The 15499-nt window shown below is 51.3% G+C and carries 15 protein-coding genes; 9 read left to right on the forward strand and 6 right to left on the reverse strand.

Going from position 1 to position 15499, the window contains the following annotated elements; all coding sequences use genetic code 11:
• Positions 1–20 precede the first annotated feature (20 nt).
• The 3 genes from gltX to ACW9KT_RS01140 form a co-directional block, all read right to left on the reverse strand.
• A complete protein-coding gene (gene gltX / locus ACW9KT_RS01130; RefSeq protein ID WP_457077528.1) occupies positions 21–1562 on the reverse strand; it encodes a glutamate--tRNA ligase in 1542 nt (513 codons plus the stop codon).
• A 118-nt stretch (positions 1563–1680) separates the two neighbouring features.
• Positions 1681–1866, reverse strand: coding sequence for a hypothetical protein (locus ACW9KT_RS01135; RefSeq protein ID WP_457077529.1), 186 nt, complete (start codon positions 1864–1866; stop codon positions 1681–1683).
• A gap of 62 nt (positions 1867–1928) precedes the next feature.
• On the reverse strand, positions 1929–2318 hold the full coding sequence (locus ACW9KT_RS01140; protein WP_457077530.1) for a RidA family protein: 390 nt from the start codon (positions 2316–2318) through the stop codon (positions 1929–1931).
• Positions 2319–2373: 55 nt separating this feature from the next.
• Here ACW9KT_RS01140 and ACW9KT_RS01145 point away from each other — a divergent pair, with 55 nt between their 5' ends.
• Positions 2374–3078 carry a 3-hydroxyacyl-CoA dehydrogenase family protein gene (locus ACW9KT_RS01145; RefSeq protein ID WP_457077531.1) on the forward strand — a complete coding sequence of 235 codons (705 nt, stop codon included), beginning with the start codon at positions 2374–2376 and terminating at the stop codon, positions 3076–3078.
• Between the two features lie 70 nt (positions 3079–3148).
• On the opposite strand, the gene glmS is transcribed toward ACW9KT_RS01145, so the two are convergent.
• From glmS to ACW9KT_RS01160, 3 genes are all read right to left on the reverse strand, one after another.
• Entirely contained in the window at positions 3149–4984 is a 1836-nt protein-coding gene (glmS, locus tag ACW9KT_RS01150) for a glutamine--fructose-6-phosphate transaminase (isomerizing) (protein ID WP_457077532.1), read from the reverse strand.
• 96 nt (positions 4985–5080) lie between these two features.
• A complete protein-coding gene (locus ACW9KT_RS01155; protein ID WP_457077533.1) occupies positions 5081–6562 on the reverse strand; it encodes a DUF4270 family protein in 1482 nt (493 codons plus the stop codon).
• Positions 6546–7367 carry a glycogen/starch synthase gene (locus tag ACW9KT_RS01160; protein ID WP_457077534.1) on the reverse strand — a complete coding sequence of 274 codons (822 nt, stop codon included), beginning with the start codon at positions 7365–7367 and terminating at the stop codon, positions 6546–6548. Before ACW9KT_RS01160 ends, ACW9KT_RS01155 begins: the two co-directional genes overlap by 17 nt.
• Positions 7368–7487: 120 nt before the next feature.
• On the opposite strand from ACW9KT_RS01160, the gene panC reads away from it, so the two are divergent.
• The 8 genes from panC (at position 7488) to ACW9KT_RS01200 (ending at position 15424) form a co-directional block, all read left to right on the forward strand.
• Positions 7488–8339: a pantoate--beta-alanine ligase gene (gene panC, locus ACW9KT_RS01165; RefSeq protein WP_457077535.1), complete on the forward strand. Its 852-nt coding sequence runs from the start codon at positions 7488–7490 to the stop codon at positions 8337–8339.
• A 161-nt stretch (positions 8340–8500) separates the two neighbouring features.
• Positions 8501–10036, forward strand: coding sequence for a S8 family peptidase (locus ACW9KT_RS01170; RefSeq protein ID WP_457077536.1), 1536 nt, complete (start codon positions 8501–8503; stop codon positions 10034–10036).
• Between the two features lie 177 nt (positions 10037–10213).
• The gene (panD, locus tag ACW9KT_RS01175) at positions 10214–10561 is read left to right on the forward strand and encodes an aspartate 1-decarboxylase (RefSeq protein ID WP_457077537.1); all 348 of its coding nucleotides are present in this window, start codon (positions 10214–10216) and stop codon (positions 10559–10561) included.
• Positions 10562–10663: 102 nt separating this feature from the next.
• A complete protein-coding gene (locus ACW9KT_RS01180) occupies positions 10664–11719 on the forward strand; it encodes a lysylphosphatidylglycerol synthase transmembrane domain-containing protein (RefSeq protein ID WP_457077538.1) in 1056 nt (351 codons plus the stop codon).
• Positions 11703–12185: a D-glycero-beta-D-manno-heptose 1-phosphate adenylyltransferase gene (gene rfaE2, locus ACW9KT_RS01185; protein WP_457077539.1), complete on the forward strand. Its 483-nt coding sequence runs from the start codon at positions 11703–11705 to the stop codon at positions 12183–12185. The genes ACW9KT_RS01180 and rfaE2 overlap by 17 nt, the downstream gene beginning before the upstream one ends.
• A 22-nt stretch (positions 12186–12207) precedes the next feature.
• A complete protein-coding gene (locus ACW9KT_RS01190; RefSeq protein WP_457077540.1) occupies positions 12208–12885 on the forward strand; it encodes a zinc metallopeptidase in 678 nt (225 codons plus the stop codon).
• Positions 12886–13203: 318 nt separating this feature from the next.
• A complete protein-coding gene (locus ACW9KT_RS01195) occupies positions 13204–14343 on the forward strand; it encodes an acyl-CoA dehydrogenase (RefSeq protein ID WP_457077541.1) in 1140 nt (379 codons plus the stop codon).
• Positions 14344–14500: 157 nt separating this feature from the next.
• Entirely contained in the window at positions 14501–15424 is a 924-nt protein-coding gene (locus ACW9KT_RS01200; protein ID WP_457077542.1) for a helix-turn-helix domain-containing protein, read from the forward strand.
• The last annotated feature ends 75 nt before the right edge of the window (positions 15425–15499 follow it).

Genomic DNA, 15499 nt, shown 5'->3' on the forward strand with positions numbered 1-15499 from the left:
CCGTAAGCCTCTGCAACTGCTTATTTTGGCAACTGCTGCACGGCCGTTTCGATGCGCTGTGCGGTTTCCGCTGGGCCAATAATGCTCATCGTAGCCATTAGGTCGGGGCCGGCGCTTACGCCCGTGACTACTACGCGTAGGGCCTGCAACACTTGCCCAATTTTGATACCCTGGCGCTCTAGTACCTGCGTGAGCAGCGTTCGGATACCATCAGGGGTGGCGTCGGAGTGAGCGGGTAGTTCGCGGGCAAATTCTGACAGCGCGGTGGCCGTAGCGGCGTTCCACTTTTTGGCTATCACCTGCTCATCGTACGTAGTGGGCGCTTGAAAGAAGTATTGCGCTTCCCGCCAGAAATCCTGGGGAAAAGTTACCCGCTCCTTCATTACGCCGGCAATCTGCACGGCTTTCTCTTCGGTGCACTCAATGCAGTGCTCGCGCAACGCAGCCAGTAGGTATTGCGCCAGCTCCGGATCGGGTTTAGCTCGCAAGTACTGCTCGTTGTACCAGCGCACCTTATTTTGGTCGAAGCGGGCCGGCGACTTGCTCACGCGCTCAATCGAGAAAGACTCAATCAGCTCGTCCATGGTAAATAGCTCCTGCTGCGAACCGGGGTTCCAGCCCAAAAATGCCAGAAAGTTGATAAAAGCCTCGGGCAGATAGCCACTTTCGCGGTAGCCGCTGCTAACGGTCGGCTCGCCGGTTTCGGCATCTTGGCCGTGCCATTCGAGCGGGAAAACGGGAAATCCGAGCTTGTCGCCGTCGCGCTTGCTAAGCTTGCCGGTGCCGTCGGGCTTAAGCAGCAAGGGCAAGTGAGCAAACTGCGGCATGGTGCTTTCCCAGTTTAAATAGCGGTATAGCAGCACGTGCAACGGTGCCGAGGGCAACCATTCCTCACCCCGTATTACGTGGGTAATTTCCATCAAATGGTCGTCCACGATGTTGGCCAAATGATACGTCGGCATACCATCCGACTTCATAAGCACCTTATCATCAATAGCCGAGGAGTGTACTACAACCCAGCCCCGAATTAAATCCTGAAAGCGCACCTCTTCTTTGCGAGGCACTTTAAGGCGAACAACGTAGGGCGTGTCGCTGGCCAATAGCTCTTTTACCTCGTCCTCGGGCAAGGTGAGGGAGTTGCGCATCTGGCTGCGCGTAATGGCATTATACTGCGGATTAGGCACCTTGGCGGCCGTGAGGCGGGCGCGCATGGCGTCGAGGTCCTCAGGGGTATCGAAGGCGTAGTAAGCGTGGCCACTGTCGATGAGCTGCTGCGCGTACTGCCGGTACATGGGTTTGCGCTCACTCTGGCGGTAGGGAGCGTGCGGGCCACCTTGCTCCGGGCCTTCGTCAATCTCGATACCAGCCCAACGCAAGGCTTCCATAATGTACTTTTCGGCACCGGGTACAAAGCGGTTCTGATCGGTATCTTCGATGCGCAGCAGCATTTTGCCCCCCAGCTTGCGGGCCAGCAAATAGTTATACAGCGCAGTGCGCACGCCACCAATGTGCAGCGGCCCCGTGGGGCTGGGCGCAAATCGCACCCGAACTTCTCTTTCCATACAAACAAAAATTCGCGCTCAGACTAAAAAAACGCGGCGCGAAGGTACGACAAAACCGCCCGCCGCCGGCTGGCTCAGGCGGTTTTGTAGCTTATCAACAACGCTTGCCTCCGCGGAGTTAGTCGCGGTTGCGGTAAGTGAGATATAGCACTAGGCCAAGCAATGTAATGCCGCCACGGATCAACCACGCTACAGTGGGGCCCCATTGGTCTATCCAAGCCAGCAAAATAAACTTCAACCCTAGAAAGGGCAAAAACAGTGATAATAAGCCGATAATGAATAATCCGAGGCCTAGTTCTTTCATCTGATAGTAGGGTAAAGCATAGATAGTTTCAACAAGATATATACTATGCTTTCGCTATCCTATCAGGACTGCACAGCTACGCAGGAAATTTCTACCTGCACATCTTTGGGCAAGCGGCTTACCTCTACCGTTTCCCGGGCGGGGGCGTAATCGGCGTCGAAATAGCTGCCATAGATGTCGTTGATGATGCCGAAGTTGCCGAGGTCTTTCACGAAGATGCTGCACTTCACTACGTCGCGCAGCGTGAGGCCGGCCGCTTGCAGCACGGCTTGCAGATTGTGCATTACCTGGTGAGTTTCGGCCGTTACGTCGCCATTGCCCACGAGCTGACCCGTGTGCGCATCGAGGGCAATCTGACCCGAAACGTAAACTGTATTGCCGGCCTGAATAGCCTGGCTGTAAGGTCCGATTGGCGCCGGCGCATCGGCGGAATAGATGATGGTGGGGGGCATTTTGGTAACGTTGTAGGGAAGGAAGGTATCTTTAAGCCGAAACTTACGAGAAAATATGCACCTGCTGATTATTGATGGTAGCCATATGGCCACCGAGTTGAAGGACAAGTTCGGTTCAGAGCATGAGTACACGTTTTTTGAACTTGTTAATGAAACGACAGAGCAGTGGCAGGCACTTGAACAGGAGGTGAAAGCCGCGGCTACCATCAGTGACGTAATATTAAACTTTGGGTCGGTCTGGACTTGGTGGCTGTTTAATCAAGCTGGTAAAGTGGTGTTTGTTGAGACCTCAACGGTCTCCTTGAGCGAGGCCGTTGCTAAGGAGGAGTACGAAGAACCCACAGCAGTATTGGTAGGCTTCTGCGGCCTGCCAACTCTGGTGAACCGCCCCCTGCTGGAAGTCAGCCTATACAATCCCGAAAAAGCCCCCCGGCTTGCCGAAATCTGCGCCGCGCTGAGTACCGACTACCGCGTGGTGCAGGACCGCGTGGGCCTAGTCACGCCACGGGTTATTTGCATGATAATCAATGAAGCCTGCTACACGTTGCAGGAAGGTACGGCCAGCATTCAGGATATCGACAAGAGTATGAAACTCGGCACCAGCTACCCGCGCGGGCCGTTCGAATGGGCCAATCTGATCGGGGTCAGTCGGGTGTATGAGGTGCTAGAAGCGTTGTGGCGGGACACTCATGAGGAGCGCTACAAAGTATGCCCGCTGTTACAGACTATGTATTTGCGCAGTGAATCCTTTGTGCTCTAGTTAAAACTCATATATCACAAAAAAGCCCCCAGAGATATCTCTGGGGGCTTTTTTGTGATATGGTTATAGGTTATTCTACCGTCACCGACTTAGCCAAGTTGCGAGGTTGATCGACGTTGCAGCCGCGAAGAACAGCAATGTGATAAGAAAGCAACTGCAGCGGGACCACCGACACGAGCGGCATCAGCACCTCACTAGTGGCTGGCACCTCAATAACAAATTCGGCCATTGCCGGAATCACCTGGTCGCCTTCAGTCACAACGGCAATAATGCGACCCTTGCGAGCTTTTACTTCTTGAATGTTAGAAACAACCTTCTCATAGGAACTGTCTTTGGTCGCAATAACTACGACCGGCATGTTCTCGTCAATCAGCGCGATAGGGCCGTGCTTCATCTCGGCGGCAGGATAGCCTTCAGCATGGATGTAACTGATCTCTTTTAACTTAAGTGCCCCTTCCAGCGCTACCGGAAAGTTATAGCCCCGACCTAAGTACAGGAAGTTGGGTACATCTTTGAAGATCTCCGCAATCTGCCGAATCTCAGTGTCTAGCAGTAGCGCCTGCTCCACTTTTGCTGGGATGTTACTCAGCTCCACCATTAGCTCTCGCAGCTTTATGTCGGATAAGGTGCCGCGCTTGTTGCCTACTATCATCGCCAGCAAGGTAAGCACCGTCACCTGAGCCGTGAATGCTTTGGTAGAAGCCACACCAATTTCAGGACCTGCATGGGTATAAGCACCCGCATCCGTAGCACGGGCAATGCTGCTGCCCACCACGTTGCAAACACCAAAAATAGTAGCGCCTTTGCTCTTCGCCAGTTCAATAGCAGCCAAAGTATCAGCCGTTTCTCCCGACTGAGAGATAGCAATAACAATATCGCGCTCCGAAATAACGGGGTTGCGGTAACGGAACTCCGATGCGTATTCTACTTCCACCGGAATGCGAGCCAAGTCTTCGAGCAGGTATTCTGCTACGAGGCCCGCATGCCATGAAGTGCCACAAGCCACGATAATAATGCGCTGGGCATTCGCGAACTTTTGCTCATAGGCCCGCACACCGCCCATGTTCAGGTGACCCGCTTCCAACTCTAGGCGCCCACGCATTGAATCTAGGATGGAACGAGGCTGTTCGAAGATTTCTTTGAGCATAAAGTGCTCATAGCCACCTTTTTCAATGCTTTCCAGCTCTAGCTCCAATTTTTGAATATAAGGTGTCTGGCTGACATCTTCCTTGGAGCGAATTTGCAGTTTGCCGTCCCGAATTACTACCAACTCATAATCGTTTACATATACCACTTCATTAGTGTACTCGATGATAGGAGTAGCGTCTGAGGCAAGGAAGAACTCGTCTTTGCCCACACCAATAACAAGCGGCGAGCCTTTGCGAGCCGCGATAAGCTGGTTGGGGTTGTCTTTGCTTAGCACAACGATGGCATAAGCGCCAACGACCTCGTGCAAAGCCAGGCGTACCGCTTCTTCCAGGGTGCAAACGTTTTGCTTCTGGATCTCCTCAATGAGATTGACAAATACTTCTGTATCCGTATCCGATTGAAACACGTGCCCCTGCTGCTGCAAGTGCGTTTTCAGGGCTGCGTAGTTCTCAATTATACCATTGTGAATGATGGCAATGCGCTCAGAAGTAGAATAATGAGGATGGGCGTTGGTATCATTAGGCTCGCCATGGGTTGCCCAGCGGGTATGGCCCATGCCAATCTGCGCGTGCGTATCTTTTTCCTCGATAAAATCAACCAGCTCCTGAACCTTTCCCTTCTTCTTATAGACGTTCAAGGTATCATTGAGCAGGGCTACACCAGCCGAGTCGTAGCCGCGGTATTCTAAGCGACGCAGGCCTTTAATGATAATTGGGCAGGCTTCACGATAGCCGATGTAAGCAACAATTCCGCACATAGCGCGTCAGGGAAAGATAGTTTTAAAAGAAAAATAAGCGGCCCGCCTACGGCAAAGGTCATGCCGACGTGCTTAGGCCGCTTAAGGTGTACTTTGCTAGCGCAATTTAGAATAATAGACGCGAAGCGTAATGTTATCAGCGTCGAGTACGGCCCGGTTCAGCGTGAGCGTGGGTAGGGTCCGTAGAGTGGGGGACAAAATAAGCGTAGAAGGCCGGGTGGCGTCGGTCTGATTATAGATATAGTTCTGCACGTAGTTCGTAATCAGAACACTATAATACTTATTATTCTCGCCTAGGTCGTAGAAACGAGCGGCTGCTTCTACCCGCTGGCCAGTTGCACTAGTGCTGTCGCCTAAGACAACACGGTCAGTGCGGAAGTTATTAACTAAGGCTTGCAGCACTTGATTATTAGCGTTGGCCTCATACAGGAAAAGCCGACGAGGCAATGCAAATAAAGCAGTAGTGAAAGGCTTAACGGGCACAATCAGCTCAGCTCTGTTGATAGCAATATCCTTGCGGTCCTTCAGAGCTTTCAAACCAGCCGGAATTTCTAGCCGAGTGCCAAAGCCTACACCTTCCTGTACATAAGAAATACCCCCTGCTTCAGCTGAAGTTACAGCCGCACGTCCGTCGGTGAGACGAGCAAAAGGGCCTGTAACTGACAAGTCAGTACTGATCTGGGTGAAGTAGCGCGGAGCATTTAGGTTGATGCTGTTAACAGCTTCACTGCTGCTACGAGCCGGGCTACCAAAATAAATTGAGTAGGCGCGGCGCTTGGTAGGGGTGGTGGAGTCGTGATAGTAAAAAACTACACGCAGATCATTAGAGCGGTTAAACCCAACTATTGTACCCGAGAAGTCATCAGTGGGGGTAACGGCCATACCTTTCCAGACAGCATCTAACTGCGCCTGGGTGAAGTTCTCGTTTTGCAGGGCTGAAAAAACGCCCCCCAAAAGATTTGGAGTCTGATTAGGCCGCGACATAGCTAACCGAACCGTGCGATCTTGCACAGTAGTTCTAGCAGTGGCAGTATCCGTCGTTACCGTCGACGAAATGCGTTGCCGTGTAACACGAGTCCGATTGAGGGAACTAACTAGATTGGTGGCAATAGGCTGACCGAGTGGGAGAACGGTGCTGGCGTTATAGCTGCTCCGGTCATCAAGGCGTTGCGGAAGGGCAAACACGTTGAATCGCACGGGCTGCGTAGCGCTACCGTATACTTGGTTGAAGCTCATTATCACGACCGTCGAATCCAGCACCGTGCCGGTGAACTTCGCAGGCAAGGAATCGGCGGGCATGTTAACCTGCAGATTCAAATAAGAGCGGGCCGTAGTAGTTCCCAACGCAGCATCACGCACCCGGCCAACCAGAAAGTTGTCGGCTTTCAGGGTCTCCAGCGAGTCTTGCAGAATGGTAGCTACCGGAGCTTTGAACTCCTCGTAATCGGTGGGGTTGGAACCCTCATTCGGCAACAATACTCGGATATCGTTCGGATCGTCGCAGCTGGTAGTGAGTAGCAGTGCGGCAGAAAAGCAGATGGTTGCGGTTAGGCGGAAGGCGCTAGCTGGCCAATTCATTATAAAGCGCGTAGTAAGAAGTCAATAGGTTCTCGTCGGCGCCCACCTGGCCGATGCACTTCTTCTGGGTGTTCTGGGCATACTCGGTGAACATGGCGTTCATGTTCTCACTGAAGTCCTCATCCGATTTTACAACTGAGTCGGCATAATCCATTCCAACTTTGATGAAGCCTTCATAGTCGGCCGATTTCAGAGCCGCCAGCATCTTGTCATCAATGTCAAGCATTTTTGCCTTCTCAATGATGTCGCCGCTGAACTTGTGGTCGAACTCGTTATTGTAAATTGTAAACACCGACTTAGCATCCTTGAAGATTGGATCCTTTTTGTAGGTCGTCTTCAAATACATCGGGATCAGTCCTGTCATCCAGTCGTTGCAGTGAACGATATCTGGCGCCCAGCCTAGTTTCTTGACGGTTTCAAGCACACCTTTGCAGAAGAAGATAGCGCGCTCGTCGTTGTCGGCGTGAAACTTATCATTTTTGTCTACCAACACCGATTTACGGTGGAAATAGTCCTCATTATCGATGAAGTAAACCTGTAGCTTGGCATTAGGAATAGATGCCACTTTGATAATCAACGGCTTCTCTTCTTCGCCAACGGCAATATTGATACCTGATAAGCGTACCACTTCGTGCAATCGGTTCTTGCGCTCGTTGATAATTCCGAAACGAGGAACAAAAATGCGGATCTCCATCCCCATTTCTTGCATGCCTTGCGGCAACATCCGCAGAAACTCCGCTACCTTGGTCGTCTGCAAAAACGGGTTGATTTCCGTGGCAGCATAGAGTATTCTCAACTTGGACATATAAGGTTAGTAGAGGTGATTAAGAAAGAGGCAATAGTTTGGGATGCACAAAATTAAACATTTTTAAGCGGAATTTCAATAAAAACTACCTGTGGGTCCTTCCCACAGGCCTTCTACCCTATGGAGATACTGCAATCGGCCGCCGCGTTGCAAGCCCAAACTGAAATATGGCGCCGACAAGGCCAACGCATTGGTCTAGTGCCTACTATGGGTGCATTACACGAGGGGCATCTACGGTTGGTACAGGCCGCCGCTGCTGAGAACGACGTAGTGGTAGTCAGTATTTTCGTCAACCCGACCCAGTTCAATAACGCTGACGATTTCCGCCTCTACCCACGCCTGCCCGAAACGGATGCTGCGCTGCTAGAACCGGCTGGTTGTACCGCGTTATTTTTGCCCCCCGTAAAAGAAATGTACCCTCAGCCTAGTCGCCTTCACTTCGATTTTGGTGCCTTGGAACAAGTAATGGAAGGGGCCCACCGACCTGGTCACTTCAACGGTGTGGCAACGGTAGTAAGCAAACTGTTTCATATGAGCCGGCCTCACCGGGCTTATTTCGGGCAAAAGGACTTACAGCAAGTCACTATTATCCGCCAGCTAGTAGCTGATTTGTCATTCGATCTGGAACTGATCATCTTTCCGACGGTGCGCGAAGCTGATGGCTTAGCTATGTCGTCGCGGAATCGGCGCTTGCCTGCTGAGGCTCGGCAAATTGCTCCCCAGTTGTATCGAGCGCTAGAACTGGGCTCTCGATTAGTTGCTCAGAAGCAACCCGTTGCGACTGTAAAGCAGCAAGTGCAAGCATATTTAGCTAAAGAGAATGCTATTGAGCTAGAATATTTTGAGGTAGCTGATGCTATCAGCTTACAGCCAATAGACGCTTGGCTGGATAATCAAGAAATAGCACTCTGCTTAGCTGTGTGGCTAGCTGGTGTTCGTCTAATTGATAACATCATTGTCAATCGGCGATAATATTTTGAATTAAATTTAGAAAACGTTGAGCTTAAATAATAGCTATCGTAAATCCCTATATAGTTTACTTGTTCAATAAAGTTTATATTTATTCTGGTAATAGTTTGGTAATTCAAATGGGATTGTCTCAATTAGGGAAATCTTCCACCATACTATTCTACATGAAAGCCAGACAGTTTACCCCAAAATTCACTGCTACATTGGGCTTAGCCCTACTTTTTACCTTTGGGTGCAGCAAAGAGGATCTGAATCCTTCGGAGAATCTCAGCCAGCGCACAAACAGCGACGCTTCGATTGAGTCAGTTCCGACTTCAACCGTACGTCGGGGCAACCACTACATTATTATTTCGGCTACTGACAAGCTGCCATCCGATATTGACAGCAAAACAAAATCGGCTAATGGCAAGGTAACCAAGCAGCTTAGTGGCGTGGGTATTGCCACTGCTACCTCCGACGACCCAAACTTTATTGCTAAGGCCAGCAAAATCAGCGGAGTCCGCTCGGTTATTCACGATTTTACTTATCAGGGCTACGACCCACAGGAGAAGACCGTGGAGGCAACTGCCGATAATACCAATCCCCCTAGCAGCGCCGACAACGATCCTCTTTTCCCTCTACAGTGGGGCCATACTGCTATTCAGGCGCCAGAGGCTTGGAACACTGGAGCCCGAGGCCAGAACGTGCGCGTGGCAGTATTAGACGGTGGATTCTACCTGAGGCACCCCGATTTGTTAGGCAATATCGTGGATAGTAAGTCTTTCGTACCAGGAGAAGCGGCTCAATTTGATCCCGCGCTCAACAGAGGTGGAACCTTCAGCCACGGTACGCACACGGCCGGCACTATCGCGGCAGTGGATAATGCTATTGGCGTAATCGGCGTAGCCCCAGATGCTAAACTTGTCCTGGTAAAGGTGCTGCGTGATTCCGGCAGTGGCGCTTTCTCTTGGATGATTGAGGGCATCGAGTATGCTGTGACGAAACAGGCCAATGTAATTAACATGAGCTTGGGTGGTGCCTTGCCGCGCAATGGCAAATACATGGACGACAACGGCACGCCCAACGACCCATCAGATGATTTTCAGGTGAAAGACAAAGAGGTGCAAAAGGAGGTTGCTGAACTGGTGGAGGCCATCAACAAGGCTACTACTTATGCAGCTAAGAATGGCGTAACCGTCATTGCCTCAGCCGGTAATGATGCAACTGACATGAAGGCCGCAAATATGATACATATGCCTTCCGATGCGAAGGACGTAATTTCTATTTCGGCTACCGGGCCTATCGGCTGGGCTTTGAACACCAGCACCAACCTTGACCGGGTCGCTTCTTATACCAACTTCGGTACCCCGGACGTTGATCTGGCGGCTCCCGGCGGTGATTTTTCTTATCCCACCAACGAGATTGTCACTTTCCGGGGCGTACGACAGTTTGTATGGGCTCTGGATATGGTGTTGAGCACCGCAACTGCTACCAGCTACAGCTGGTCAGCCGGCACAAGTATGGCTGCCCCTCACGCGGCCGGTGTGGCCGCTCTGATTATCGGCAAGAATGGCGGGCAGATGGCTCCCAACAGGGTAGAAGCCATCCTGCGGTCCTCAGCCGATGACTTAGGTACCCCCGGCCGTGATGCTTACTACGGTCATGGCCGTGTGAACGCATTGCGCGCCGTAAGCGGTGCCAGTTTGGCCCAAGCCAAGTAGGTCGGGTTTAGTATAGGGCAATTAAAAAGCCCCCCAACGAGTCGGTAGTGCTACCGACCCGCTGGGGGGCTTTTTGTGCGCCATAATCAGCAACGAGGTATCGACCCCAAAGCAAGACCGCACATTCAGGCTCGAATCCGTATCTTTGCCGCCCTTATTTCACCCGCTTTTTCGCTCATGCACATCGAGGTTCTAAAATCTAAAATTCACCGCGCTAAAGTCACGCAGGCCGAACTGCATTACGTAGGCAGCATCACCATCGACGAGGACCTGCTCGACGCGGCCAATATGGTAGAAAACGAGAAAGTGACCGTAGTAAATGTGAACAATGGGGAGCGGTTCGAAACCTATACCATTCGTGGGGAGCGGGGCTCAGGTATGGTGTGCCTGAATGGGCCCGCCGCCCGCCGCGTGGCCGTTGGCGACATTGTTATTGTGTTCTCGTATGCGCTTATCGACTTTGCCGAGGCTCGCGCTCACAAGCCCACGCTCGTTTTCCCTGACCAGCATAATCGGTTGGTATAAGTTAAATAGCTAAATGGCTAAAGCGTTAAATGATTGGTTGATATCATGTTCGATTGATCGGCCAGTCATTTAACACTTTAGCCATTTAACAATGCAATCAGCATGAAACAACTGCTTACCATTCTCAAGTACGCGCTGCTGCTGTCCTTATCCGGGTTGCTAATGTGGTACGCCGTGCGGGGCCAAGATCTGAGCCGCATTGGCGAATACGTGCGGAGCGCCAATTACTTCTGGCTGCTGGTTACGATGGTTCTGTCGGTGCTGGGCTACTTGAGCAGAGCATACCGGTGGAAGATGCAGTTAGATCCGACCGGCTACAAAGCTTCCTATTGGGACGTCTACCACGCCATGATGGTCGGCTACTTGGCCAACTTAGTGCTGCCGCGCATGGGCGAGGTTATTCGCTGCTCGGTGCTGCGGCGCAACAGTGGCGTGCCGGTGCAAGTGGCGCTGGGCACCGTCATTGCGGAGCGGGTAATCGACGTATTGGTCCTGCTGGGCTTGCTGGGCGCTACTTTACTCCTAGAGTTCGATAAGTTCTGGTCGTTTGTTATGGGCTTGCTCACGGACAATTATCATTCTTTCGCCGAACACCGGACCACGCTGCTGGCTATTGTCGCTATCGCATTACTGCTAATATTGATAGCGGGGTACGCTTTATTCAAAAATATAGAGAAGCTGCGTCAGAATGCATTTTTCAACCGTATCGTAACCTTAGCGCGCGGCTTATTATCGGGTGTATTTAGCGTATTGAAGCTAAAGAATAAGGGGGTGTTTTTGCTGCACACTGGCTTTACCTGGCTGGTTTACTATTTGATGGATTACCTCGCCTTCTTCGCTTTTCCCGAAACGTATGACCTAAGTATGACGGCTGCGCTGGCAGTACTCACGTTTGGCGCATTTGGTATGGCTGCGCCCGTATCGGGGGGCATTGGGGTATTCCACGTGTTGGTGCAAGCCACCTTGCTCGTGTATGGCGTTTCAAAAGAAGCCGGTATTGCTTACGCCCTGGTAGTGCATGGCTCTCAGACCTTACTGGTCGTGCTGATGGGTGGAATCAGCTTTGTCTTGAGTATGGTAAAAACGGGCCGGATGGCGCGCCGCAGTTCGGCAGCGTCGTTAGCCGTAGCAACACCTGCAGATGTGGAGCAAGAATAAGATAGTAGACCGAGGGGCCCTAGAGCCGCTGATGGACCAATGGCGCACTGAAAAGCGTCCTATAGTTTTCACCAATGGCTGCTTCGATTTGCTTCATCTTGGGCACGTCGATTACCTGGAGAAAGCCCGCCACCTGGGTGGAGCAATGGTAGTAGGCCTCAATACAGATGCTTCTGTCAGTTGCCTGAAGCCTGGACGGCCTTTACAGGACGAAATGTCACGTGCGCGCATCCTGGCGTCCCTTTTGTTTGTAGATGCTGTAGTTCTGTTTGATGAGCCCACACCGCTGGCCCTGATTGAGCTGATTAAGCCCGACATTTTGGTGAAGGGCGACGACTATGCAATCAGTGGAATTGTAGGCCACGAGTTGGTGTTAGAAAACGGTGGGCAGGTGCTTACCGTACCACTTGTAGCCGGCTACAGTACCACGCGTATTGTGGAGCGCATCCGGCAGCTTCCTTCTTAAACTTCACTTTACTTTCGAGCCCATGTTTTTCTTCCTCATTCTGGCAATGATCGTAAGCGGGCTGATTCAGTGGCGCTTGCGCAGCAAGTTTTCCGAGTACGCTAAGATCGGCCTGCAGTCCGGCTTGTCGGGCAAGCAGATAGCCGAACTTATGCTTGCCGACCACGGCATTACGGATGTGCGCGTCATCTCTACTGAAGGCCGCCTTACTGACCACTACAATCCTGCTGATAAAACCGTCAACCTGAGCGAGGCTGTGTATGCCGAGCGCTCAGCTGCCGCTGCTGCAGTCGCTGCCCATGAGTGTGGCCACGCTGTGCAACATGCTACAGCTTACAGCATGCTGCAGTTCCGTTCGGCTATGGTTCCTGCTCTCAGCGCCGTATCGAAATTTATGCCTTTTATTCTGATTGCTGGCGTGCTTATGATTAATACGTCCATAATTCCACTGGGCGTAGGTATTGCTCTGTTCTCCCTCACTACCCTGTTCTCCTTTGTTACCTTACCCGTTGAGTTCGACGCTTCGAAGCGGGCACTAGCCTGGATCGATCGTCGGGGCATTGTAACTACTACGGAGCACGCTATGGCCAAAGACGCCTTATGGTGGGCTGCCATGACTTACGTAGTGGCTGCGCTTAGCTCCTTGGCTACCCTGCTGTACTACGTGAGCATCTTTATGGGTGGTCGTAATCGTGGCTAATAAGCGAAGCCACAACGCTTTGCCTGTTGATTGTACCGTTTTTGAAAAAGCTCCGGCGTAAATACCGGAGCTTTTTTTCATGAATTGAGTTCACAAGAGCCTCGTAAATAAGAAGGCAGAAATGCCCCCTAGCCTTTACTAAAGCGGATCGTGGGACATATTTGCTGACCTGTCAAACAAATCGGCCTGCTTACAAGCTTTAAAAGAAATATCTGCCGCCTGTATAATCCTAGAATCTGCGGTTAAATTTGATCTCGCTTACGGCCCGCCTTCTGGGGGGCATTTTCCACCCTTGTTTCCCACCCAAGCTTTTTACGAATGGATTTTCAGTTCACCGAAGAACAACTAGCCGTACAAGCGGCTGCCCGCGATTTTGCTCAGTCTGAACTATGGGCTGGCGTTATTGAGCGCGACGAACACCAGAAATTTCCCGCCGAGCAAATCAAGAAGATGGGCGAGCTGGGCTTTATGGGTATGATGGTTAGCCCCGAGTACGGTGGCGGCGGTATGGATACCGTATCGTACGTACTGGCCATGGAGGAAATCTCCAAGGTCGATGCTTCCTGCTCCGTTATCATGTCGGTGAATAACTCGCTGGTGTGCTGGGGAATAGAGAAGTACGGCACCGAAGAGCAGAAGCAAAAATACCTGCCTCGCCTGACCAGCGGCGAAATCATTGGTGCTTTCTGCCTATCTGAGCCCGAAGCTGGCTCCGACGCTACCATGCAGCGTACCACTGCCGAAGATATGGGCGACCATTATCTGCTTAACGGCACTAAAAACTGGATTACGAATGGCTCTACTGCCTCAGTCTATCTGGTTATCGCTCAAACCAATCCAGAGTTGAAGCACCGCGGCATCAATGCTCTCATCGTGGAGAAAGACGCGCCGGGCTTTGTTATTGGCTTGAAGGAGAATAAGCTTGGCATTCGCGGCTCCGACACGCATTCGCTCATGTTTACGGACGTGAAGGTGCCTAAAGAGAACCGCATCGGCGAGGATGGCTTTGGCTTCAAGTTCGCTATGCAAGTGCTAGCCGGCGGTCGAATCGGTATTGCTGCCCAAGCTTTGGGTATTGCCTCCGGTGCTTTCGAGCTAGCCTTAAAATACTCCAAAGAGCGCAAGGCTTTCGGCGTAGAAATCTCCAAGCATCAGGCTATCCAGTTCAAGCTGGCTGATATGGCTACGAACATCGACGCAGCTCGTTTGCTATGCCTGCAAGCTGCCCAAGACAAGGACAACCACGTCGACTACGCCAAGTCGGGAGCGATGGCGAAGCTGTTTGCTTCCAAGGTAGCCATGGATACTACTGTGGAAGCTGTGCAAGTGCATGGAGGCTACGGTTTTGTAAAAGAATTCCACGTTGAACGCTTCATGCGCGACGCCAAAATCACGCAGATTTACGAGGGAACTTCGGAGATTCAGAAAATTGTAATCTCTCGGGAATTACTAAAATAATAAGATCATAGCCTAAAATTCAGATTATTTGCACTAAACCCAGTCAGAAAATGACTGGGTTTTTCGTTATTGTGAATTTTTATATGTTGTTTTGCATTGTCTAGTTTAAGACAACATTACGGCCCCCTAGATATTCCTACCCAAAGCATCTCCGAATATGGAAGATTACAATAAAGTCATCGAATCCCTTGGTGTTCGGTACATCAAGGCGAAAAATCTGGTGTTGCAGCAGCCTTTTACGGTGCGCAATTACTACGATGTCGGCAATAACCTGATTCTGTTGCACAAAGGCCGCATTTCCTTCGGCGACGAAGAGCAAACAGTGGAAGAAGGTGAAATGCTGTTTATCCCCGGTGGTCGGGCCACGAAAGTGAGCTACGGCGGTGCAGGCGGTAAGCTGATTACTAATGACGACCTGATCAGTAATAAAGACAAGTTTTTTCATTCCAACTCTGACCTCGATTTAATCGGTGATGCCGAGGAAAGCCACAGCCATGTGAGCTTCGAGGCAAAGGTGTTCGACTCAGTGAATTTCTTTGCTTCGCTGGACGTCCCCGCCTTCCTGATTACCAACAATTCTAAGCTAGCCAACCTTGTTATCAAGGTAGTAGAGGAAAGTCTTCAGGAGCTGCCCGGCCGTGAGCGCCTGATTACGATCTACACCGAGAACATTGTGGTGGAGATTGTGCGCTACATTCTCAAGAACAAGATGTTCGTGGAGCAGTTGGCAACCAACAGCACGTACTTCAAGGATCCACGCCTCATCGATCTATTCAACTACATCAAAGAGAACATTGGTGGCGACCTGTCCAACAAGGTTCTGTCGAGCGTGGCCAACGTATCGGAGGACTATGTAGGTCAGTACTTCAAAATGCTGACGGGTATCAACCCTCAGGACTACATCGAATATCAGCGTATGGAGCGCGCCGTGTTCTTGCTGCGTACTACTAAGAAGAGCATCCGTGACATCGGCAAAGAGGTGGGTTACAAAGACACCGCTTACTTCTGCCGCCGCTTCAAGATGATGTTTGGAATCCCGGCCGGTAAAATGCGCCGCCGCGAGTCTGCCATGAACATCTAAGCGTAGATTTCGAGTTAGCTGTTCTCAATAAGAAAAAGCCCCCCAGATTAGTTCTGGGGGGCTTTTTCTTATTGA

It is taken from the genome of Hymenobacter sp. HD11105 (genome assembly GCF_054051685.1).